General features: G+C 63.3%; 20 protein-coding genes. 18 read left to right on the top strand and 2 right to left on the bottom strand.

The features are described 5' to 3' along the window. From JJ896_05630 to JJ896_05550, 17 genes are all read left to right on the top strand, one after another. A complete protein-coding gene (locus JJ896_05630) occupies positions 1-777 on the top strand; it encodes an SDR family NAD(P)-dependent oxidoreductase (protein ID MBO6779116.1) in 777 nt (258 codons plus the stop codon). A gap of 232 nt (positions 778-1,009) precedes the next feature. Then, complete coding sequence (locus tag JJ896_05625; GenBank protein ID MBO6779115.1) at positions 1,010-1,195, top strand: hypothetical protein; 186 nt, start codon at positions 1,010-1,012, stop codon at positions 1,193-1,195. Between the two features lie 55 nt (positions 1,196-1,250). Further along, positions 1,251-2,837 carry a D-aminoacylase gene (locus JJ896_05620; GenBank protein ID MBO6779114.1) on the top strand — a complete coding sequence of 529 codons (1,587 nt, stop codon included), beginning with the start codon at positions 1,251-1,253 and terminating at the stop codon, positions 2,835-2,837. A 107-nt stretch (positions 2,838-2,944) separates the two neighbouring features. Further along, positions 2,945-5,821: a TonB-dependent receptor gene (locus tag JJ896_05615; protein MBO6779113.1), complete on the top strand. Its 2,877-nt coding sequence runs from the start codon at positions 2,945-2,947 to the stop codon at positions 5,819-5,821. 255 nt (positions 5,822-6,076) lie between these two features. Then, the gene (locus JJ896_05610) at positions 6,077-6,448 is read left to right on the top strand and encodes an NADH-quinone oxidoreductase subunit A (protein ID MBO6779112.1); all 372 of its coding nucleotides are present in this window, start codon (positions 6,077-6,079) and stop codon (positions 6,446-6,448) included. A gap of 41 nt (positions 6,449-6,489) precedes the next feature. Next, entirely contained in the window at positions 6,490-7,110 is a 621-nt protein-coding gene (gene nuoB, locus JJ896_05605) for an NADH-quinone oxidoreductase subunit NuoB (protein MBO6779111.1), read from the top strand. Continuing rightward, positions 7,110-7,769, top strand: a complete 660-nt coding sequence (locus tag JJ896_05600) for an NADH-quinone oxidoreductase subunit C (GenBank protein ID MBO6779110.1) — start codon at positions 7,110-7,112, stop codon at positions 7,767-7,769. Before nuoB ends, JJ896_05600 begins: the two co-directional genes overlap by 1 nt. Beyond that, positions 7,769-9,085, top strand: a complete 1,317-nt coding sequence (locus JJ896_05595) for an NADH-quinone oxidoreductase subunit D (protein MBO6779109.1) — start codon at positions 7,769-7,771, stop codon at positions 9,083-9,085. The genes JJ896_05600 and JJ896_05595 overlap by 1 nt, the downstream gene beginning before the upstream one ends. Before the next feature lies 1 nt (position 9,086). Continuing rightward, entirely contained in the window at positions 9,087-9,761 is a 675-nt protein-coding gene (locus JJ896_05590; GenBank protein ID MBO6779108.1) for an NAD(P)H-dependent oxidoreductase subunit E, read from the top strand. Beyond that, on the top strand, positions 9,761-10,429 hold the full coding sequence (locus JJ896_05585; GenBank protein ID MBO6779107.1) for a hypothetical protein: 669 nt from the start codon (positions 9,761-9,763) through the stop codon (positions 10,427-10,429). The genes JJ896_05590 and JJ896_05585 overlap by 1 nt, the downstream gene beginning before the upstream one ends. Before the next feature lie 6 nt (positions 10,430-10,435). Continuing rightward, positions 10,436-11,767, top strand: coding sequence for an NADH-quinone oxidoreductase subunit NuoF (nuoF, locus tag JJ896_05580; GenBank protein ID MBO6779106.1), 1,332 nt, complete (start codon positions 10,436-10,438; stop codon positions 11,765-11,767). Then, the gene (locus JJ896_05575; GenBank protein MBO6779105.1) at positions 11,764-12,378 is read left to right on the top strand and encodes a DUF4920 domain-containing protein; all 615 of its coding nucleotides are present in this window, start codon (positions 11,764-11,766) and stop codon (positions 12,376-12,378) included. Before nuoF ends, JJ896_05575 begins: the two co-directional genes overlap by 4 nt. Before the next feature lie 10 nt (positions 12,379-12,388). Beyond that, entirely contained in the window at positions 12,389-14,104 is a 1,716-nt protein-coding gene (locus JJ896_05570) for a (2Fe-2S)-binding protein (GenBank protein MBO6779104.1), read from the top strand. A 15-nt stretch (positions 14,105-14,119) separates the two neighbouring features. Then, on the top strand, positions 14,120-15,151 hold the full coding sequence (nuoH, locus tag JJ896_05565; GenBank protein MBO6779103.1) for an NADH-quinone oxidoreductase subunit NuoH: 1,032 nt from the start codon (positions 14,120-14,122) through the stop codon (positions 15,149-15,151). Next, positions 15,152-15,826, top strand: a complete 675-nt coding sequence (locus tag JJ896_05560) for a ribulose-phosphate 3-epimerase (GenBank protein MBO6779102.1) — start codon at positions 15,152-15,154, stop codon at positions 15,824-15,826. Continuing rightward, positions 15,823-16,707, top strand: coding sequence for an SDR family oxidoreductase (locus tag JJ896_05555; protein ID MBO6779101.1), 885 nt, complete (start codon positions 15,823-15,825; stop codon positions 16,705-16,707). Before JJ896_05560 ends, JJ896_05555 begins: the two co-directional genes overlap by 4 nt. Further along, complete coding sequence (locus tag JJ896_05550) at positions 16,635-17,558, top strand: M23 family metallopeptidase (GenBank protein MBO6779100.1); 924 nt, start codon at positions 16,635-16,637, stop codon at positions 17,556-17,558. Before JJ896_05555 ends, JJ896_05550 begins: the two co-directional genes overlap by 73 nt. Before the next feature lie 30 nt (positions 17,559-17,588). Here the strand turns inward: JJ896_05550 and JJ896_05545 are convergent, their stop codons facing one another. After that, positions 17,589-18,737 (bottom strand): trypsin-like peptidase domain-containing protein, encoded by a 1,149-nt coding sequence (locus JJ896_05545; protein ID MBO6779099.1) that lies wholly within the window; start codon positions 18,735-18,737, stop codon positions 17,589-17,591. A gap of 90 nt (positions 18,738-18,827) precedes the next feature. Here JJ896_05545 and JJ896_05540 point away from each other — a divergent pair, with 90 nt between their 5' ends. Then, positions 18,828-20,048 (top strand): M20 family metallo-hydrolase, encoded by a 1,221-nt coding sequence (locus tag JJ896_05540; protein MBO6779098.1) that lies wholly within the window; start codon positions 18,828-18,830, stop codon positions 20,046-20,048. Here JJ896_05540 and JJ896_05535 read toward each other — a convergent pair. After that, a complete protein-coding gene (locus JJ896_05535) occupies positions 20,045-21,667 on the bottom strand; it encodes a S41 family peptidase (GenBank protein ID MBO6779097.1) in 1,623 nt (540 codons plus the stop codon). The genes JJ896_05540 and JJ896_05535 overlap by 4 nt on opposite strands. Between the last annotated feature and the right edge of the window lie 226 nt (positions 21,668-21,893).

Below are 21,893 nucleotides of genomic sequence, written 5' to 3'. Positions count from 1 at the left end.
ATGGGAAATCTGACTGACAAAACGGTATTCATTACAGGAGCCTCTGCCGGGATCGGCAGGGCCTGTGCGGAGGGATTTGCTGCACGGGGGGCCCGGTTGCTCCTGTGCGCAAGGCGACCGGAGCGGCTGGAGCCGGTCGCGGAAACCCTCAAGGGTACCCACGGGGTTCCCGTGCACACCATGCAACTTGACGTGACCGACGCCTCGGCGGTGCGAGACGCACTGGGAGGGTTGCCGGCGGCATGGAATCAGGTCGACGTGTTGGTCAACAACGCGGGCAAGGCGCTGGGCCGGGACGCCTTTCAGGATGCCGATCTCGACCAGCTGGACGGCATGATCGATGTCAACGTTCGTGCTTTGATCCATGTCTCCCGCCACGTGATTCCCGGTATGGTGGAGCGCGGAGCGGGGCATGTGATCAACATCGGCTCTGTGGCGGGCAAGTGGACGTATCCCGGCGGCACGGTGTATTGCGCCACCAAAGCCGCGGTGGCCGCGCTCACGGAGGGCATGAAAATGGACCTGCACGGAACCGGCGTGCGTGTGTCTACGGTGGACCCCGGGCTGGTGGAGACCGAGTTCTCCCTGGTGCGCTTTGACGGTGACGAGGACCTGGCCCGCGCGGTGTATCGCAACCTGACCGCACTGACAGCAGAGGATGTCGCCGAAGCGGTGCTGTTCTGTGCGTCCCGTCCTGCGCACGTGAACATCAACCAGGTGGTGATGATGTGCACGGACCAGAGTTCGTCTTCCATGGTGTTCCGACACAAGGGATAGCCTGCGCCTGTCCACTGGACCAGACGGTGCCGGGGGGCAGGGCGCCTGGTGCCGGGCGCGAACAAGCACCCTTGCGCCAAGCGGCAGGCGGAGCGATATTTGGCGCTGGAATCAGCTGACCCTCCCTCTCAGCTCCTTCCCGGGCCCGATGTCGCCGCAATGCATCGGGCCCCTTTTTTTGGGTTTTCGGCATGGTTTTGGACCGGATTGGGGTAATCAACCGGGAATCACCATGCCCGACTCCAAAAAACTTACCTGCCTGGAAGTCGCCAGATTGCTGGCCGGCAACGCAGAAGAAGCCGAGCGCAAGGCCCTGTTGGCTCGCCTTGCGCTGGATCCGGAGGCCCGAGAACTGCTGCGCATGGCACTCGAGGCGCTTGAGGCCGCAGAGGCAGAGGACGACCGTCAGGCGGCCTGAGCATTCCTGAAGAAGGGATCGGACCGTACATTTTGCCGCGCAATCATCGCGGCATATGAAAAAGCCCCTTCTGTTGATACTGGCGATGGGCCTGCTGCCCCAGGCAGACGCCCAGCCGGTCTACTCGGTCATTCTTGAGAACGGCCTCGTGGTCGACGGCACGGGTAACGCCTCGTTTGAGGCGGATGTGGGCCTGATCGGAGACAGAATTGGTGCAATTGGGGACCTTTCGCGCGCCCGGGCAGCAACACGGGTCGATGCGACCGGCCATGTGGTTGCCCCGGGCTTCATCGACATCCACAGCCACGCAGTGGGCTCCGGGGCGGGCGGCCCGCTTGCCGCCCGGCCCCACGCGGAAAACCTCATTCGGCAGGGCGTCACCTCGGTCTTCGGCGGGCAGGACGGGTCCTCTCCCTGGCCTGTCGGCGAGGCGCTGGCGTTTTTTGACGTCAGTCCCGCGGCCGTAAACGTGGGCCTGTTTGCAGGCCACGGCACCCTGCGCGCTCGCATTGTCGGCATGGATGATCGCGAAGCGGACCCGGACGAACTCTCCGCCATGCGGGCAGCAGTTCGGCAAGCCATGCATCAGGGGGCGTACGGATTGTCCTCCGGCCTTGAGTACGCGCCGGGCATGTTTGCCTCCACGGACGAGTTGGCGGCCCTCTCGGAAGAAATCGCGCCGTTTGGCGGCCTCTATATCAGCCACGTGCGCGATGAAGGAGGCGCACTCATGGATTCGGTCGATGAGCTGATTGCCATCTCCCGTGCGTCGGGCGCTGCGGCACAGCTTACCCACCACAAGATCATCGGCAAGCACCGCTGGGGAGGCACGGTGGAGTCGCTGGCGCGGGTAGAGGAGGCCCGCAGGGCGGGACTGGACATCACGCTCGACGTCTATCCGTACACGGCTTCCAGCACCGGCCTGACCATTCTCTTTCCTGGCTGGGCCAAAGACGGTGGATTGAGCGGGTTGCAGGAGCGGCTGGCTGACCCGCAGCACCGCGCGCGAATCCGGCAGGACGTCATCGCCCATATCCATTCCGAACGGGGTGGCGATCCGGCCACGATTGTTGCGGCCCGCTGCGGGTTTGACGACAGCCTGGCGGGCAAATCACTTGCTGACATGGCTCGTGACGCCGGTCTGGAGACCAGCGTGGAGAACGCCGCCGACATCGCGATCGACCTCGTCGAACGCGGCAGTTGTCAGGGCGTCTTTCATTCCATGGGGGAGGAAGACGTGGCTCGCGTCATGAAATCAGAGCATGCCATGGCGGCGTCCGACGGGGGCGTGCCGGCACTGGGTGTGGGTTCTCCCCACCCACGGTCCTACGGCACGTTTGCCCGCGTTCTGGCCCACTACGTGCGCGAGTCCGGCACGTTGACGCTGGAGGAGGCTGTCGCCCGCATGACCTCCCGGCCCGCCGCCCGACTCGGCCTTCATGATCGCGGGGAATTGCGGCCTGGAGCGGTGGCCGATGTGGTGGTCTTCGACCCCGAGCGCGTCCAGGATCTGGCCACGTTCCGAGACCCCCATCGATACGCCGTCGGCGTTTCTTACGTGTACGTATCCGGAGTGGCTGCGCTGCAGGACGGGGAACCGACTGGGGCGCGGCCCGGCAAATCGCTTCGAAAGGGCCGCTAGCGGCCGGTTTTCGCGGGGTTTGCGTCCTTTCGCCGGATCGCCCTATCGTGTCGGATCCGGACGGCGAGGCGCAGATCCGGCACCCACTTCCAAGACAACTCTACCCCATGAAGCACGTGCTACTTCACCCCCCTCGTGTTGCCTTTGGTTTCCTGCTGGCACTCACACTGTTGCTGGCTCCCACTGCGCATGCCCAGACCGGCAGCATTTCCGGGACGGTGATCGACGCGGAGGACCTCTTTCCTCTGGCCGGTGCCAACGTTCGCGTTGAGGACGGATCCGGGGCCATGATCACCGGAACGGCCACCGGAGTGGACGGCAACTACTCCATCTCGGTGGCGGCCGGGTCCTACACCCTGGTCGCGTCGTTCACCGGCTACTCGGAGCAGACCCGTCCGGTCCAGGTTGTCGCCGGCCAGACGGTGACCGCTGATTTCGAACTGGGAGCAGGCATCACCCTGAACACGGTCGTCGTGTCCGGATCCCGGCGTCCGGAGAAGGTGCTGAATGCGCCGTCCTCCATCTCGGTGCTGACTGCAGAGGATCTCGCCTCGGATGTGGGGACCTCATCCATTGAAGCCCTGCGAAACACGACCGGCGTCGATATGGCCCAGACGGGCGTCGACCGTCGCGAGGTGGTGCTGCTCGGTTTCAACAATGCCTTCTCGGGAGCCACGTACGTGCTTACCGACTACCGCCAGGCAGCCGTTCCGTCCCTGGGTGTCAACATCCACTCGATCATGCCGAACATCGGTATCGATGTCGACCGCGTAGAGGTGGTTCGTGGACCCGGCTCGGCGCTCTACGGCCCGGGTGTGGACTCCGGCGTGATTCATTTCATCACCAAGAGCCCGTTCGACCACCCGGGCACCACGGTGTCGGTTTCGGGCGGGGAGCGCTCCTACATGGGCGTGCAGTTCCGCCACGCGGGTGTCGCCCCGAATGAGAAATTCGGCTACAAGATTACCGGTACCTACGGCCAGGCAGACGACTGGGAGATGAACCCCGCCGATCCCATCGATGAGGTCCAGCTTCGCGGCGACGTCGTGCCCAGGAACAACGATTTCGAGAAACTCAACGTCAACTTGAGCCTCGAGTACAAGGCGTCGGACAGAACGTCGCTCTACGCCAACTTCGGCCACTCAGCACTGACGGCGACTGTGCTGTCAGGTATCGGCACCGTGCAGGCCGACGGATTCGGCTACCAGTACGGACAGGTTCGTCTGCAGAGCGGCAATTTCTTTGCCCAGGCCTATGTGAACCAGAATGATGCCGGGGACTCGTTCGTCTACGATCAGGACTTCAACGGCGACAACGTGCCCGACCCGGTGGTTGACAACGGCAGACAGATCAACCTTCAGGCACAGTACGACTGGGCCATGTCCGAGAAGCAGAATTTCATTCTCGGAGCCGATGCGGATCTGACTCGACCGGATACCGAAGGCACCATTCTCGGCAGGAACGAAGACAACGATTCGATCAACGAGTACGGCGCCTACGTTCAGTCCCAGACAGCCGTAACGCCCAAACTCGACCTGGTCGGAGCGCTACGGCTCGACTATAACGATGTGCTCGAAAGCACCACGCTGTCCCCGCGCGCCGGTTTTGTCGTCAAGCCTGCGAACAACCACTCGTTCCGCGTGACTTATAACCGGGCGTTTTCCAGCCCCGGCACGAACTCGAACTTCCTGGATATCGTGGCCGCCACGTCTCCGCTCGTCGCCCGAGGTCGGGGCTCCGCCGGGGGCTTTACGTGGGAGCGCAACTCCGCCAACCTGGGTCTCGGCGCAATCACCGACCTGCAGGCCACCAGCCTGCTGCCGACGTCGCTCGGCCAGCTTACCGCGGTCGGTGCGGATCTGACGGAGATGTACGGACTCGTTTACGCCGGACTGTCCGCGCGAGGAACGGCGGAAATCACCGCGCTTCTCAACGCCCAGGGGCTGCCCGTGAATCAGACGACCACGGCCCAGCTGGTGGCGCTCATGAGCCCGCAGTTCACGCAGGTGTCCGGGTTCACTCCCGGCGTCATGGCCAAGTTGAATCTGACCACTGGCGCTATTGGTGAGTTCGTGGACGACCTCACCGACATCAGCCCGCTGGATCAGACGACCACGCAGACGTTCGAAGTCGGCTACAAGGGGTTCATCAACAACAAGATCTCCTTCACGATCGACGCCTACTACACGAACAAGGAGAACTTTGTGGGCCCGCTGCTTCTGGAGACGCCACTGGTCATCGTGCCCAATCTGGGCAACGACCTGACGTCGGCGCTCACCAGTGGTATCGCAGGCAATACCACGCTGGTGGTCGGCGCGGCAGCCGCCTTCGGGGCCATCCCGGATCCTTCCGTCTGGCCCGCATTGTCGGACCAGCAGCGTGCGGCCATCACAGCCCAGATCTCAAGTCAGATCGCGGGCCTGGTGGTTGCTCTGGCAGAACCGGACTTCCCGTCTGCGGTGGGCATCGTACAGCCGGCTGAAAACAACCCCGGACCGGGCACGGCACCGGAGCTGATGCTGTCCTATCGCAACTTCGGCAAGGTGGACTACTACGGCGTGGACGTGTCGCTGGACTACTTCCACAACGAGAACTTCTCGTTCTTCGCGAACGCCAGCTTCGTTTCGGACGACTTCTTCGATGCGGGCGAGCTTGACGAGGACAACGAGAACCTGGCCATCGCCCTCAATGCGCCGACCATGAAGGGCAAGATTGGTGCGAAGTACTCGGCCGACTCCGGCCTGACCGCCAACTTCTCCCTCCGTCACACCGAAGGCTTCCCGATCAGTTCAGGACCGTACGTGGGTGACCTGCCGTCATTCACGCTGGTAGACCTCGGTGTGGGCTACGACCTTTCCGAGTCCGTGCCCGGCCTGAAAGTGGATGTGGGCGTGAACAACGCGCTCAATGAGGAGCATCGCCAGTTCATCGGCGCACCGCTGCTTGGCCGCATGGTCATCGGGCGCCTCACGTACACCTTCTGAGTCCAGGCCCCCCAAGGCTGCTCGGCCCCGGCGGACTTCGGTTCGCCGGGGCTTTTTTTTGCGGCCAGCGGCCGCCCGTCCAGCGCCGCCCGCCGGTCACCGCGCGTTTGCTCAATATTCAACGCCTTACGTTGATAAGCGCGGAGCCTCCCCGTAGCTTCGTAGTTGCCTTTTTCGGCCGTTTTTGCACGGCTGCAGCCCGATTTCGTGGTCCCGCCCCGTGGGGGCCACCGTCGAACCCACCACTCTGCCGAAATGCTTTCGGACTTCCTCCCGCTCCTGCTGATGCTGCTCATCGCCACCGGACTGGCGATGACGCTGCTTAAAGCCGCTGAACACCTCGGACCACGACGTCCGAATCGCATCAAGACCAAGGCTTACGAGAGCGGCATGGATCCCATCGGGACTGCCCGCGAGCGGTACTCGGTCAAGTTCTACCTCGTGGCGATGATCTTCATCGTCTTCGACGTGGAGGTGGTGTTCCTGTACCCGTGGGCGGCGAGCTTCGACGAGTTTCTAGCCGCGGGCGCGGCCGTGCCCATGCTGGGGATCGTGTTTTTCTTCATTGTGATCCTCGCCATCGGCCTTCTGTACGATATCAAGAAGGGCGGACTGGAGTTCGACTGATCGCCCCCATCGGCGGAGTCTCCGCCACAATCCATCCCACCATGTCAGACGACATCCTCGGCGGTGAAGGCTTCCTGACCACGCGCGTAGACGCCGTAGTCAACTGGGCCCGCTCCAACTCGCTGATGCCGATGCCCATGGGGCTCGCCTGCTGTGCCATCGAAATGATGGCCTTCGCCGCGCCCAAATACGATGTGGCCCGGTTCGGCAGCGAAGCCATGCGCTTCAGCCCGCGCCAGGCAGACCTGATGATTGTGGCCGGCTGGGTCACCTACAAGATGGCTCACGCCGTGCGCCGGGTCTGGGACCAGATGGCGGACCCCAAGTGGTGCATCGCCATGGGTGCCTGCGCCTCTACCGGCGGCATGCATCGCTGCTACGGCGTGGTTCAGGGTGCCGATAACTTCCTCCCGGTAGACGTTTACATCCCGGGATGCCCGCCCCGTCCGGAGGCTGTCATCCACGCCCTGATGGACATTCAGGAGAAGGTGCGCAACCAGTACTCCGTAAGTACCGACATGCACGAAGGGAAAGGTGCCCAGACCGAGCCCGTCGCCGTTCGTCCGCGTGTACTCACCCCGTCGGGGGATCAGCGCATCAGCCCCACCACGCTCTACGACCAGGATGAGACTGGCGAAGGCGGCATTGTAAAGGGGGTCTGATGGCCAAACTCGAATTCCACTTTACGCCGGTCGACAAGCCTTCCGAAAAGGAAGCAACGCAGAACCCGCACGCCAAGGACACCACGTACAATCCGGACGTGGTCGAGGCCCTTCAGAAAGAGTTTGGGGAGGCGATCGGCGAGGTGTTCCTGTATGCCAACGAGCATACGGTCTATGTGGACAAGACACGCATCGTGGATGTGTGCACGCACCTGCGCGACACGCTCGGGTTCACCTATCTGGTGGATCTGGGAGGCGTCGACATGTTTCGCGATGAGGACAGGTACGAGGTGTTCTACAACCTGGTGAACATCCAGGCCGGCAAGCGCCTGCGCATCAAGGTGCGCGTTGACGAGGAGAGCATGACCGTGCCCAGCGTCACCGGTGTGTACCGGGCGGCCGGCTGGAACGAGCGCGAGGCGTTCGACATGTTCGGCCTCAGGTTCGAAGGGCATGAAGACCTGCGTCGCATGTACATGCCGGAGGACTTTGAATACCACCCGTTGCGCAAGGAATTCCCGCTGCTTGGGGTTCCTGGATCCCTGCCGCTGCCGCCGCAGACGCCGGAGGCCGGCCTGACGCTGGATCCCTTCCCCGCCGCCCACGGCTCCAAGCCGATCAAGAGTTACCAGGAGGCCGCCTCCGAAGACGAGGACTGATGAGCGTAATTACCACCGAGGATATCGGCGAGAAGCTCAACTTCTGGCCACGCCACAACGAAGCGATCTACCGCCGCCTCGAGTCCAAGCACTCATGGCTGGAGGAGAAGAACGGCGCTCGCGAGAAGAGCGACGACCCGCTCGAGAACGAGATGGTGCTCAACATCGGCCCGCAGCACCCGGCAACGCACGGAGTGTTGCGCTGCGCGGTCAAGCTGGACGGCGAGACCATCGACAAGTGCGTCATCGACATCGGCTACCTGCACCGCGGACTGGAAAAGGTCGCCGAGAACAAGACGTACCAGGAGTTCATGCCCTATACGGATCGCATGGACTACCTGAGCCCCTACTCCAACAACGTGGCCTGGTGTCTCGCTGTGGAGAAGGTGGCCGGCATCGAGGTCCCGGAACGCGCGCAGTGGATTCGCATGATGATGTGCGAACTGGCGCGGATCTCGGCCCACCTGCTGTGGATGGGCGTGGGGCTGATGGACGCCGGTGCGGTGTCCGTCTTCCTGTGGTGCTTCAAGTACCGCGAAGACCTGTATTCCATTTTCGATGAGGTCTGCGGACAGCGGCTGACGGTCTCGCACAGTCGTATTGGCGGCATTGCGTCCGAGCCGAGCGAACAGGGTCTTGCCATGATTCGGGACTTCGCGGAGAAGTTTCCCGATACCATCGCGGGATGGAAGAAGCTGCTCAATCGCAACCGCATCTGGATCGACCGCAACGTGGGCATCGGCACATTGACGGCCGATGAGGTCATCGCCATGGGCATGACCGGCCCGAACCTGCGTGGATCCGGCGTGGCGTACGACATCCGCCGTTTCGAGCCCTACCTCAAGTACGACGACGTGGACTTCATCATTCCGATGCGCGAGGAGGGCGATTCACTGGCCCGCTACTTCGTGCGCCTGGAGGAGATGGAGGAGTCCATAAAGATCATCAAGCAGTGCCTGGACAAACTGCCGTCGGTCCGCGGAGCCATCCGTTCCGACGACGCCAAGCAGGCCTACCCGTCCAAGGACGAGGTCTACTACTCCATGGAGGGCCTCATTCACGACTTCATGTACACCGATACCGGTGTGTGCCCGCCGAACGGAGTGTGGTCCTACCACGCCATTGAGGCTCCAAAGGGAGAACTCGGCTTCTACCTGCAGTCAGACGGCACCGGGCACCCGTATCGCGCCCGCATGAACACGCCGAGCTTCACCAACCTCCAGGCCCTCGAGCCCATGATGGAGGGCGCCATGATGGGCGACATGGTGATTCTGATCGGTACCATCGACCCGGTTCTGGGCGAAAGCGACAAGTAACATGGCCGACTTCATCAAGAACCCGGTTGTCGAGCTGCCGGATCGCAACCCGGCGCCGGCGGTGCCCGCTTCGGAACTGCACTTCACGGATGCGGAAAAGAAACAGATTGCGGACTACGTCACGCTGTACCCGACCGCGGACGGGGCCATCATGCGCGCTCTTTGGCTGGCCCAGGAGAAGTTCGGATTCCTGCCGCCGGAAGTGATCAAGCTCACTGCCGAGGAAGTGGGGATTCCCTACGCACAGGCGTATGGCGTGGCCACGTTCTATACGCAGTACTACAAGCAGAAAATGGGCACGCACGTCCTTGACGTGTGCACCTGTTTCTCCTGCCAGGTCTGCGGCGGCTACGACATGCTGCACTACCTCGAGGACAAACTGGGCATCCACAAGGGAGAGACCACGTCCGATGGGCAGTTCACCATCCAGGAAGTTGAGTGCCTTGGAGCATGCGGCTCGGCGCCCATGCTGCAGGTGACCAACGGTCGCTACGTGCACAATCTGACGCGGGACAAAGTCGATGCGCTCATCGATGCCCTGCGCGAAGGCAAGGAGTGGCCGTTCGAATCGGTCACGCTGCCTCAGGACGAAGACGAAATGGAGGGGAATCGGCGGTCCGACGTGACCGTCACCGAAACGTACCAGACGCCGCCGGTCTCCGAGACGATCGCCTGATGGTGAAAGAGCGCTCCGATATGCTCCATAACGTGGAACGGCGGGCCTCTGAGGCCTCCGCCGGGACCATACCAGCCGGCCCTGCCGAGCTGGCGGAGCCCTTCGGACGTGTTCGTGCGAATCCCGACACCATCGGGTCCCCCCGACGGGATGATGGGCTGACCCGCCGTGAACGGCGAGTCAAGGACCTGCTGTTGCGCGAGCTCAAGAAGTATTCTGACTCTCGGCTGCTCTCGTACAAGGAGGTGCAGAATCTCGAGAAGGAGCTCAACGTCGAGTGGATTGACGAGCAGCTGGCGAAGATGCAGAAGCATCTCAAGCAGGGTCCGGTTGCGTTCGGGCTGGGCAGTCTGTTCTACCTGATCCTCGGCGTCATGAACTTCCTGGACTTCCAGGGCGGTGGTTCGGGCGCCATTATCTCGATGTTCTGGATCGCCGCTGCGATTGCAGCAGGCATCATCGGGCCCATCGCGGTGCGGCGGTCTTTGCGCAGGAAGATTTTCATTTACGAAGCGCTGCGGGAGCTGGCAGGCGCGGACGAAGCCGGGGTCACTCTGGACCGGGCCGTGCGCGATGCCGATCAGCTCATTTCCCGCATCGTGGACATGGAGCTGGCGGCGGAGGACCGCATGCCGGCAAAATCCATCGGACGCCAGCGCGTCCAGTAACAGCCTATGGAAGCCAACAGCTCAAAAGCCGGAGACTGGCGCAATTTTCAGCGGGTACTGCTGCCGAAGATCAAGGACCTGCACTTGCTGGAGGTCTATGAGGCCAATGGCGGGTACAAGGCCCTGCGCGAGATCCTCAGCGGCGACAAGTGGGACCCTGTCGGAGTCACCAACGAGGTCAAGAAGTCCGGTCTGAAGGGCCGCGGAGGCGCCGGCTTCCCGACCGGACTCAAGTGGAGCTTCATGCCGCCGGTCAACCCGGACATCCCTCGGTACCTGTGCTGCAACGGCGACGAGTCGGAGCCCGGTACCTTCAAGGACCGGCAGCTCATGGAGTACAACCCGCACTCGGTGTTCGAGGGCATGCTCATCGCGTCATACGCCATGAGCCTGGCGGGCTCCTACCTGTACATCCGCGGTGAGTACGCCGACTGGATCACCCACATGGAAGTGGAGCTGAAGAAGCTCTACGACAAGGGGTACGTCGGCAAGAACATCATGGGCTCGGGCTTTTCGACCGAACTCGTGATCCACAAGGGCGCCGGCGCTTACATCTGCGGCGAGGAGTCCAGCCTGATGAACTCGCTCGAGGGCAAGCGTGCCTACCCGCGGGTCAAGCCGCCCTTCCCGGCACAGAAGGGCATCTGGAACTACCCGACCACGATCAACAACGTGGAAACCCTGGCGGCCGTGCCCTACATCATGGAGCGCGGCGGCGACTGGTTTGCAAGTGTAGGCGCCGAGAAGCATCCCGGCCCGGTGCTGTACGGAATCTCCGGACACGTCAATCGCCCGGGTGTGTACGAGTATCCAACCGGGATGCTGATCACCGACCTCATTTATGAGGTGGCCGGCGGCATGCGCGGCGGAAAGAAGCTCAAGGCCCTGGTGCCCGGCGGAAGCTCCACCCCGGTGCTGCGTGCGGACATGATTGACGGCGTCACCATGGACGCCGATTCCCTGCGCGAGGCCGGCTCTATGATGGGGACCTCGGGCATGCTGATCATGGATGAGGACACCGACATGGTCGCGTTCCTCCGTCGTATCACCCACTTCTACCATCACGAGTCGTGCGGGCAGTGCACGCCCTGTCGCGAGGGCACCGGATGGCTGGAGAACATCGTCACCCGGATTGACGAGGGAGAGGGGAACATGCGGGATCTGGACCTGCTGCTGGATCTGTGCACGGAGATGGAGGGCCGCACCGTCTGCGCTCTCGCGGACGCGGCCGCCTGGCCGGTGCGACACACCGTGACCCGGTTCCGGGACGAATTCGAAGCCAAATGCAAGCCGGGCCACGTGGCATCCGGCGTAGACCTCGCCGAGGTGACCGCATGAAATCACTGATTCCCGCCTTCCTGATCCTGCTCGCCGGCTGCGTCGGAGATCACAGTCAGGAATATGACGTGCTGACGGGCTATGACTCCTTTGGGGAAGCCATCACGCCCGAGGACGCCGTGCCGGTTTCGGCCGTCATTGCAGACGGTCCGGCCATGATAGGCCACCCGGTCAAGCTGGAAGGACGCATCTCCGAGGTCTGCGAGATGGCAGGCTGCTGGCTGTCCATGCAGGTGATCGATGGGCCCATGGTGCGCGTGGATGTTCCACGCGACGAGAACGGGGCGTATGTGTTCACTTTCCCCAAAGACGCCTCTGGCCGACGCGCCGTGATTTCCGGCGTGCTGCAGGGCGATGTCGACCACCACGGAGACGCGGCGATGGCTCATCATGACTCTGACGCTGGTGAGCACCACGCCGAGGGTGATTCCGACGCCGGTGAACACCACGACGGCGGTGACCACGATAGCGCAGGCCATCATGCCGAGGGCGACTCCGACGGTCACGACCAGGACCTTCAGGGCCATTCCGAACAGGAGACCCGCGTCCTGAACGAATCTGCTTACACGCTTACTGCCCGCGGAGCGCTCATCGAGCGCGTCCGGGCCTGATCAGCACGCTATGCCTACCGTAACCATAGACGGTCAGACTTACGAGTTCGAAGGACGGCCCGGGCTCCTCCAGTTCTGCCTGGAGCAGGGCATTGAACTGCCGCACTTCTGCTACCACCCGGCCATGTCGGCTCCGGCCAACTGCCGGCAGTGCCTGGTAGAGGTTGGCACGCCCGAAATCGACCGTGAAACGCGCCAGCCCCGGCTGGACGAGGAAGGCAATCCGGTCATCCGCTACTTCCCCAAGCTGCAGACCTCCTGCACGATGGAGGTGACCGACGGCATGGTGGTCAAGTCACATCGTTCCAGTGACCTGGTCGAGCGCGCCCAGAAGGACACGCTCGAGATGCTGCTGATCAACCACCCGCTGGACTGCCCGATCTGCGATCAGGCCGGTCACTGCCCTCTGCAGATCCAGGCCTACAAGTATGGTCCGGAAGGGTCGCGGTTCGAGTTTGAGAAGGTCTCCAAGCCCAAGCAAATCGACCTGGGTCCCCGGGTGATGCTCGACGGCGAACGGTGCATCAACTGCACGCGCTGCGTGCGTTTCACCAATGAGATCTCCAAGAGTCATCAGCTCACGATCATCGAGCGCGGGGTGCGCAACTACCCGATGACCCCGCCGGGCTTCACGTTTGACGAGCCCTACTCGATGAACGTGATCGACATCTGCCCTGTGGGCGCGTTGACCTCCAAGGATTTCCGCTTCAAGGCACGCATCTGGGAGATGAGCCGCACGGCCTCCATCACGGTCTCCGGCGCCAAAGGCAACAACTGCTACTACTGGGTCAAGGACAACCAGATCATGAAGATCACCCCGCGGGAGAACCCGGCGGTGAACGAGTTCTGGCTGCCGGATGTCGAGCGTCTTGACTACCACCGCTTCAATGACAACCGTCCGGCCGGACCCGCGGTTGGAGGAGTGACCGGAGACTGGAATACGGCCTACGATGCGGCCGCCTCCATTCTGAAGGATGCCGACGCTTCACGGATTGTGTTCCTGGGCTCGGCCCATGCCACCGTTGAGGACAACTACCTGCTTGGCAGACTCGCTGCTTCCCTTGGGGCCGATGCGCCCCGTTACATGGCGCACGCCGACGCTGGTCGCGGCGACAACTGGCTGCTGACGGACGAGACCGCCCCGAACGCGAACGGCTGTGAGCGACTGGGCATGGAGCAGGCCGATGCCGCCTGGATGGCCTGGCGCCTGGAGTCCGGTGTGGACGTGCTCTACGTGTTGGAGGATGATCCGGTGGCCGCGGGCCTCGTGGACGCAGCCGCGCTTGCAGGCGTGAAGGTGATCCTGCACGCCTACAACACCACCAACCAGACGCTGCCGCACGCAACGGTATCGCTTCCGGCCGCCACTGCGGTGGAAACGGTGGGCACCTACGTCAACAGCGATGGTCACGCGCAACGCGTGCGTCCGGCCAAAGCCATCAAGGGCATGAACCGCACGCTCATGATGGAAGTCGGCAAGAGCCGCGCCGATCTGCACGGCACGCCGTTCGACAAGTGGTTTACCGAATCCAACATGGTGGACTGCCAGCCCGGCTGGGTCAGCCTGCCGGCCGTTGCCATCCGGCTCGGCCACGGCATGGACTATCGCGGTCCCAAGTTCATCATGCGTGAGGTGGCCGACAGCGTGGACGCGCTGTCCGGCGCCACCTACGAGGCCATGGGCGAACTCGGCGTTCGCCTGGAAGACGTAGCGACAACCGCCTGAACCTGACTCCCTGACATGGAACTCGCCTGGTACTGGACGGCCGCCGTCGCCTTCCTGATCATCAACTTCCTCCTGGTATCCGCCTCGGTGCTGGTGTACGCGGAGCGCAAGGTTTCCGGCTACATCCAGGCCCGCCCGGGTCCGAACCGCGTCGGCCCCTTCGGCTTTCTGCAGCCGTTTGCGGACGTGCTGAAGCTCGTCCTGAAGGAAAACATCGTGCCCCTGACGGCCAACCCGTTTGTGCACTCGCTGGCACCGACGCTGATGGTCATCATTGCGATGGGCGCCGGAGGCCTGATCCCGTGGGCCCGCGGTGTGGTGGTCGCCGACGTGGAGGTTTCGGCGCTGGTACTGCTGGCGTTGACCTCTATTTCGGTGTACGGCGTCACACTCGCTGGATGGAGCTCCAACTCCAAGTACTCGCTTCTCGGCGGCCTGCGATCGTCCGCTCAGATGATTTCGTACGAGCTGTCCATGGGCCTGGCCGTACTGTCGGTCGTGCTGCTTACCGGCTCCCTCAACCTCGTTGAGATGGTGGAGGCCCAGAACGTGGGTGGTGGCCTGCTGGGCTGGAATATCTTCCGCAATCCCATTGGCGCTGTCATCTTCATTGTGACCGCCTTTGCCGAAACCAACCGGACGCCATTCGACCTTCCTGAGGCCGAGCAGGAGCTGGTCGGCGGATACCACACCGAGTATTCGGGCATGAAGTTCGGGATGTTCTTCCTGGCCGAGTACGTGAACTTCTTCGTGGCGTCGTTCTTCATCGCCACGCTCTTCTTCGGTGGCTACCTGCTGCCGTTCGAGCCGCTGATCCTGAATGCGTTCCCTGGTCTGGAAGGCTCCTTCCTGCTCGGCGCCATGCAGGTCATGTCACTGCTCGTAAAGGCAGGCTTCTTCGCCTTCGTCTTCATCTGGGTGCGCTGGACGCTGCCGCGCTTCAAGTATCAGCAGCTGATGACGCTCGGCTGGAAGTACCTCCTGCCCATCGCCCTTGTAAACGCCATGGTGATTGCGATCATCCTGGCGGTCCTGCACGCCATCTAGATGCCGATCCTGGCGCCTTCCATTCTGTCTGCCGACTTCGGCCGCCTGGAGGCGCACTGTCGGGCTGCCATCGAGGCGGGCGCCGAGTGGCTGCACGTGGATGTGATGGACGGTCACTTCGTGCCCAACATCACGATTGGCCCTCTGATCGTACGTGCCCTTCGGGAGTTGGCGGACGAGACCGGTACCGTGCTGGATGTACACCTGATGATCGAGAAGCCCGAGCGGTATATAGACGCGTTTGCCGAGGCGGGTTCGGATATTCTGACGGTGCACGTTGAGGCCTCGACCCACCTGCACCGGACCGTGCAGGCTATCAAGGCCGCCGGCATGAAAGCAGGGGTCACCCTGAATCCCGGCACGTCGCTGTCGACGCTTGAGGAAGTCCTTCCGGACATCGACCTGGCGCTCATCATGAGCGTGAATCCGGGCTTCGGCGGTCAGAGCTACATTCCGCAGAGCACCCGCAAGATTGCCAGGCTTCGGGAGATGCTGGACCGGATCGGCTCGGGTGCTTACCTGGAAGTTGATGGCGGCGTCAAGCCCTCCAACGTAGGCGAGGTTGTGCAGGCCGGCGCAGACGTGATCGTTGCGGGAAGTGCGGTGTTCAAAGGCTCACAAGGGGTTGCGGCAAACGTGGCGGCGTTCCGCAGGGCCTGGTCCGTTCCCGCATGAACCAGATCGAAGGCAGTACCTGCGTCATCACCGGGGCCAACTCGGGGATCGGGAAAGCAGCAGCGACCGAAATCGCGCGCATGGGTGCCCGCGTGGTGATGATCTGCCGCAACCGCGAGCGCGGCAAGCAGGCCTTGCTGGAAGTGATGAAGGACTCCGGTTCCTCCAGTGTCGACCTGATACTCACGGACCTCAGTGAACTCCAGGCGGTCAAGGATCTCGCCGCGAGGCTCGCGGACGAATACCCTCAGATCGATGTGCTGGTCAACAACGCCGGCCTCTTCCGCAACAGGCGGGAAGTCACCGCGCAGGGCCATGAGATGACCTTTGCGGTCAATCACCTGGCCTACTTCACGATCACACTCAGCCTGCTCGATACGCTGAGGAAGAGCGCTCCCTGCCGGGTCATCAACGTGGCCTCCAACGCCCACCGGCGCATGAAGCTCAACTTTGAGGATCTGCAGTCCGAGAAGCGCTACAACGGATGGAAGGCCTACGGCACGTCCAAGCTGGCGAACATCCTGTTCACCTACGAGCTGGCACGACGGCTTGAAGGTACCGGTGTCTCTGCCAACGCGCTGCACCCGGGCGTGGTCGCCACCAGCTTTGGAAGAGCCGGCAACGGCCTCCTGAGCGCCATCTGGAAAGCGGCCTCCCCATTCATGCTCACCCCTGCGCAGGGCGCACGCACGGTCGTTCACCTGGCGACCTCTCCAGATGTGGAGGGCATCAGCGGCCGCTACTTTGCGAACGAAAAACCCGTTCCATCGTCTACGGCATCGATGGATACGGAAGCTGCCGCCCGTCTATGGTCCGAAAGCCTATCGCTTGCCGGCTTCGACGAAGACCCGCTACCCCGGCGGGAGTCGGTGCCTGCCTGATTCTGCTGCTGCTCGCGGCACCGCAATACGCGGTTGCCCAGGAGGACTGTTTCGACAACGCATTCTGCCTGGAGGGCGTACGCAATCAGGACGGCCAGGTGGGGATCCGCATCACGAATCTGCTGCCGGGCTCGATTACCATGCGGCTGGACATGGAACTGGAGAACATGGCCACCAGCCACCCGCTGCCCCTGGTTCTGACTATTCCCGGAGCACACACGGTGCAGCCGCTGCGGCTGGAAATCGAAGATGAATACGAGCGGTGGGGGTACCGCTTTGACGCCCAGTGGATCATGGGCACGCTCGGTCCTCGCCACGATGATTTGGCCGATTACGCACTTCCCTTCGCCAACGGAGACGTGCGCCTGGTGGGCCAGGGCTACAACGGACGCACCACCCATCAGGGCAAGTATGCGCTCGACTTCGACATGCCGGAAGGCACCCCCGTGCATGCCGCCCGCGAGGGCATCGTCATAGAGACGGAGGACCGGTTTCGCATTGGCGGGCCCGACCAGTCTCTGAAGACCCGCGCCAACTTCGTCAAGGTCCAGCACGCCGACGGCACCATCGGCAACTACGTGCACCTCAGGCACCGCGGCGTGCGTGTGCGAGTAGGCGATTCCGTCAGGGCGGGTGCCTTACTGGGCCTGTCGGGCAATACCGGCTTCACCACCGGCCCTCACCTGCACTTCGAGGTGTACGGCATTGGTCGGGACCTGCAGCGGCGCACCATTCCCGTTCGCTTCCTGACCACCGAAGGCCGCAGCGAGCTGCGTGAGGGTCAGAGCTATGCGCACCCCGCGCTCCGGGAAGCGCGTCAGAGTCCCACACGGCGCGGGCGCGGCTGGTAGCGTTGACGCTACTCGCGTATCGGCCAGGCGCTACCGCTGGCTGCTGCCCAGCTGCATGGCCAGCTGCACCTGTCGACCGTCCCGGACCACGCTGAAGCGAAGCCGGTCCCCCGGCCGGAAGTCGTAGAGCCGAGCGGCGAAGTCGGTCTGATTGGCGATGACCTCACCCTGCACCGAAACAATGACGTCGTACGGCAGGAATCCGGCATCGTCGGCCGGCGACCCGGGCACCACGTCCTCCACGAACACGCCGGACACGCTGCTCAACCCGAGCGCCCTGGCTGCACGCGGAGTGACGTTTCTGCCTGTGAGGCCGGTGTAGTAGGAGCGATCCACGAAGCCTTTCTCCCGCAACTCGTCCACCACCCGGATCACCCGACCGACAGGTACGGCGAAACCAATCCCGACGGACCCGCCGGTTTGAGATACGATGGCCGTATTGACTCCAATGACCTGACCAAGAGCGTTGATTAGCGGCCCTCCCGAATTGCCCCGGTTGATGGCCGCATCTGTCTGGATCATGTCCCGGTACAACCGTCCTTCCTGGGGGGCCAGATCTCGACCCGTCGCACTCACCACACCCACAGTCACGGTGGGATCGCTGGCTTCGAACAGACCGAACGGATTGCCGAGTGCGATGCACCATTCACCGACGATGGGCTCAGTGGCGCTGCGCAGGTCCAGATAGGGCAGCGGATCCTCCGGATTCACCTTCAGCAGCGCCAGGTCGGAGGCCGCGTCCGTACCCACCAGATCTGCCGGGTATGAGTCGCCGTTCGGAAACGCCACGGTAATCACGTCGCCCTGACCCGCCACGTGATCGTTCGTGAGTATGTAGCCGTCAGAACTGATCACAAAGCCGGAGCCGGCACCCTGTACCTGGCGCTCTCGCATGCGCTGCCGCTGTCCTCCAAAGAAGAAATCAAAGAAGGGGTCCGCGAACGGGTCCTGATAGCGCACACGCTGGATGACGCTGATCGAAACCACGGTCGGCGAGGCCGCCTCCACGGCGCGAGTGATGGCGTTCTGCCGACTGTTGGAGATCTCATCCGTCAGGCTGCCCATTGGCCGTGGCTGGGCCGGCGGAATATCGTATTGCTGGGATTGCACCGACTGTCCGCAGCCGGTCATCGCCAGCACCATCAGTAGCACACTCGTCAGTCGAAATCCGTTCTCCATGGGTGGTCGGCTGGTTGGCAGACATGCTCCTACGACAGTTTTGCGCCCGTGATTCGCGCCCTGCAACCGGGACGAGCCGTAAACTCACGCATGCTCCGAGTGAACCGCTCACGACTGCTGGCCCGCCTGGATGACCTGGCCCGAATTGGTGCCCTTGAGGGCGGAGGCGTGCAGCGGCTGGCATTCACCGAGCAGGACCTCGCTGGTCGGCGTTTCGTGGAGCACCACCTGCAACGGATGGACCTGACCCCGCGCATAGACGCCATTGGAAATCTCTGGGCCCTGAGGCCGGGCGACCATCCCGACGCCGCGCCGGTCCTCCTGGGATCGCATACGGACTCGGTGGGCAGGGCCGGTCGGTTCGACGGATCTCTGGGGGTGTTGGCAGCCCTGGAGGTACTGGAAGTCCTGCACGAGAATGCACACAGCACGCACCGTCCCGTCGGCCTCGTCTCATTTGTGAACGAGGAAGGAGTGCGGTTCATGCCGGACATGATGGGCAGCCTCTATCTGCGGGGCGATCTCGATACCGACTGGGTTCGAGCTGTTCGTGGGACCGATGGCACCACCATCGGAGAGAACCTCGACAAACTGGGCATGGCCGGCTCCGAAGACCTCAGATCCAGTTCCGTTCACGCCTTCCTGGAGCTGCACATAGAGCAAGGTCCCGTGCTGGAAGAAGTGGGCCTGCCGGTCGCCGTGGTCACCGGCGTGCAGGGCCTGCGTTGGCTGGAGATTACCCTGAAGGGCACCGCAAACCACGCCGGTACCACACCCATGGATCGTCGGCAGGACGCCGGCCTGGTGGCCGCGCGCGTGGTGGTCGCCATGCGGGAGTGCACCCAATCGATTCCCGGTCTGCGCGCCACCGTCGGGCGCCTGGTGCCCAGCCCGAATCTCATCAATGTCATCCCGGGTACGGTCGAGCTCACGCTGGACCTCAGACACCCCGAACAGGACACCCTGGACCATGCGGTCGAGCGCATGCGTGGCACAGTTGCAGGACTCGCGGAGGCCGAAGGGGTCGGCTACGACATCCACGAAACGGCCAGCGCGCCAGCGGTGCAGTTCGACGACCTCGTGGTGCAGGCCGCGCGGGACGGCGCTGCGGCCCTGGGCCTACCTGTGCATGAACTCATCTCCGGCGCAGGTCACGATGCGCAGATTCTCGCACGGCATTGTCCCTCCGGCATGCTGTTCGTGCGGAGCCGGGGCGGCGTCAGCCACAACCCCGCCGAGTACAGTTCACCCGAGGATGTAGAAGCAGGTGCAAACGCGCTGCTTCAGGCCGCTCTCAGACTGGCCGGCTAGGTACCGAGTATCGAGGCATAGCGGTTCGACGTCAGCACCGATACGGCCTCCAGCATGGACGCATCCGAGCGCATCTGGAGTCGCGAGCGCTCATTCGGGTCCAGAAGTCGGGCGCCCACTTCATCCGCCAGGCGAGCCAGCAGTGCGGGTGCCTCTTCGGCCAGGGCCTCGTCGGTCTGTCGGGAGGCCAGCGCGCGCAACTCGGTCAGTTGACCTGTGGCCGATTCCGGTGCCACGGCCTGCAGTTCGGCCAGGGCCTCGTCGAAGGATGTCGTCAGTGCGAACCCTTCCGCATCCAGCCACAAGGCGAAGCGATCCAGGGCATCGTCCGGGAGCTCCAGCCTGCCGGACGCCGAGGTCGCGGCGCGGATCGCATCGCCCTCCGCCTGCACGAGCACACCGGCAAACCGGAAGAAAGCCGCCTCCCGAAGAAGTGCCTGCTCCAGAGGACCTGCGTCCGGCATGGGCAGCGCCACATCAGGCTCTATACCATTGCCTTCGCGAACCTCCCGACCCCTTCTGGTCCGGAACGTCTGCATCGGTTCGGCACCCTCCTCGAGGGCGTCCTTGCGGATACCGCGGCCTGAGGGCGTGAAATAGCGGGAATAGGTCAGCTTTACGGCCGTGTGATACGGCAGCGGTCGTACCACCTGGACGAGCCCCTTGCCAAAGGACGGCTGCCCGACCACAACCGCCCGATCCAGGTCCTGCAGGGCGCCGGACACGATTTCGCTGGCCGACGCCGAGGCCCGATCCACCAGCACGACCAGCGGCATCTCCAGCCAGTCGGGCTCGTCCTGATTGGCATACAGCCGGTTGGATTCCGGGCTGCGGCCGCGCGTCGAAACAACCGGCGTAGCCTTGGGCACAAACAGCCCGACCAGCTTGATGGCCTCATTCACGAGTCCTCCCGGGTTGCCTCTCAGGTCAAGCACCACGCCTTCGATGGGCCTCTCCTCATGCAGGTCCTCCAGGGCACTGTCGATCTCGAAGGCGGCACCCGGCCCGAAGGCATCCAGCTTGACCAGCGCAAGATCCGTGCCCTCGATGCGCATGGTCGTCGAAACGAAACTGATGACGGGCGGCTCGCGCTTCAGCTGGAACTCGAGCTGCCCATCGCCCGCCCGATCCACAATGACCGGTACGGTTGTATCGGGCTCTCCCCGCAGGAGCTCCCGGACCTGAACAACCGACAGGCTGTCGGCGACCTCCCCATCGACCGAATGAATGACGTCACCGGTACGCACTCCCTGCAGGTAGGCACCCGTCAACGCATCGGGTGCCAGCACCGTCACCCGGCCGCCCTTCGAACCCAGATTGACGGGCACCTCACCGAGCCCGGACTGACCACGCATCTCCATGGCCACGTTGTCGGCTTCGTCGAGAAAGTCCGTCCACGGATCCAGCGTCTGCAGCATGGCATCCATACCGGTGCGCATGAACCGCTCGGGGTCCACACGTGTCATGTACGAACCGACGATTTCCTCGTACACCGAACCGAAGAGCTCGAAATTCTTCCGCATGGCGTAAAAGTCGTCATCGCGGGCGGTCTGGAATCCGCTCCAGAAGAGTGCCGCGGCCAGCACGGGCACGGCGATCAACACGGTTGGCTTGCGCATTTCGGGCGTCGATTGGCTGGTCGGTTTCAGACGGCCTCCGGCCTGCGATGATTCAGTTTCCGGCGGCGGTACTAAAAATCGCCCTGCCCGCGGCCGATACCATGGGTTCACAGCCGCTTCCCCCCGGCGGTGAAACCGGTTGACGACAATGATGACCATCACTGTGCTAGTGGTTCTGGGGGGTGCCCTCGGCGGCGTCCTGATAGGCGCGTCCATCCACGCGCGT

The organism is Rhodothermales bacterium, from assembly GCA_017643395.1.
Lineage (GTDB): Bacteria > Bacteroidota > Rhodothermia > Rhodothermales > UBA10348 > JABDJZ01.
This window is presented reverse-complemented; position numbering and strand designations above follow the sequence as displayed.

Excerpts from the sequence above, each read along its gene's own strand:
- JJ896_05570 (MBO6779104.1), top strand. The coding sequence starts at position 12,389 with ATGCCTACCGTAACCATAGACGGTCAGACTTACGAGTTCGAAGGACGG.
- JJ896_05545 (MBO6779099.1), bottom strand. The coding sequence starts at position 18,737 with ATGGAGAACGGATTTCGACTGACGAGTGTGCTACTGATGGTGCTGGCG.
- nuoB (MBO6779111.1), top strand. The coding sequence starts at position 6,490 with ATGTCAGACGACATCCTCGGCGGTGAAGGCTTCCTGACCACGCGCGTA.
- JJ896_05620 (MBO6779114.1), top strand. The coding sequence starts at position 1,251 with ATGAAAAAGCCCCTTCTGTTGATACTGGCGATGGGCCTGCTGCCCCAG.
- JJ896_05600 (MBO6779110.1), top strand. The coding sequence starts at position 7,110 with ATGGCCAAACTCGAATTCCACTTTACGCCGGTCGACAAGCCTTCCGAA.
- JJ896_05560 (MBO6779102.1), top strand. The coding sequence starts at position 15,152 with ATGCCGATCCTGGCGCCTTCCATTCTGTCTGCCGACTTCGGCCGCCTG.
- JJ896_05590 (MBO6779108.1), top strand. The coding sequence starts at position 9,087 with ATGGCCGACTTCATCAAGAACCCGGTTGTCGAGCTGCCGGATCGCAAC.
- JJ896_05585 (MBO6779107.1), top strand. The coding sequence starts at position 9,761 with ATGGTGAAAGAGCGCTCCGATATGCTCCATAACGTGGAACGGCGGGCC.
- nuoH (MBO6779103.1), top strand. The coding sequence starts at position 14,120 with ATGGAACTCGCCTGGTACTGGACGGCCGCCGTCGCCTTCCTGATCATC.
- JJ896_05625 (MBO6779115.1), top strand. The coding sequence starts at position 1,010 with ATGCCCGACTCCAAAAAACTTACCTGCCTGGAAGTCGCCAGATTGCTG.
- JJ896_05615 (MBO6779113.1), top strand. The coding sequence starts at position 2,945 with ATGAAGCACGTGCTACTTCACCCCCCTCGTGTTGCCTTTGGTTTCCTG.
- JJ896_05535 (MBO6779097.1), bottom strand. The coding sequence starts at position 21,667 with ATGCGCAAGCCAACCGTGTTGATCGCCGTGCCCGTGCTGGCCGCGGCA.
- nuoF (MBO6779106.1), top strand. The coding sequence starts at position 10,436 with ATGGAAGCCAACAGCTCAAAAGCCGGAGACTGGCGCAATTTTCAGCGG.
- JJ896_05595 (MBO6779109.1), top strand. The coding sequence starts at position 7,769 with ATGAGCGTAATTACCACCGAGGATATCGGCGAGAAGCTCAACTTCTGG.
- JJ896_05540 (MBO6779098.1), top strand. The coding sequence starts at position 18,828 with ATGCTCCGAGTGAACCGCTCACGACTGCTGGCCCGCCTGGATGACCTG.
- JJ896_05630 (MBO6779116.1), top strand. The coding sequence starts at position 1 with ATGGGAAATCTGACTGACAAAACGGTATTCATTACAGGAGCCTCTGCC.
- JJ896_05550 (MBO6779100.1), top strand. The coding sequence starts at position 16,635 with ATGGTCCGAAAGCCTATCGCTTGCCGGCTTCGACGAAGACCCGCTACC.
- JJ896_05610 (MBO6779112.1), top strand. The coding sequence starts at position 6,077 with ATGCTTTCGGACTTCCTCCCGCTCCTGCTGATGCTGCTCATCGCCACC.
- JJ896_05575 (MBO6779105.1), top strand. The coding sequence starts at position 11,764 with ATGAAATCACTGATTCCCGCCTTCCTGATCCTGCTCGCCGGCTGCGTC.
- JJ896_05555 (MBO6779101.1), top strand. The coding sequence starts at position 15,823 with ATGAACCAGATCGAAGGCAGTACCTGCGTCATCACCGGGGCCAACTCG.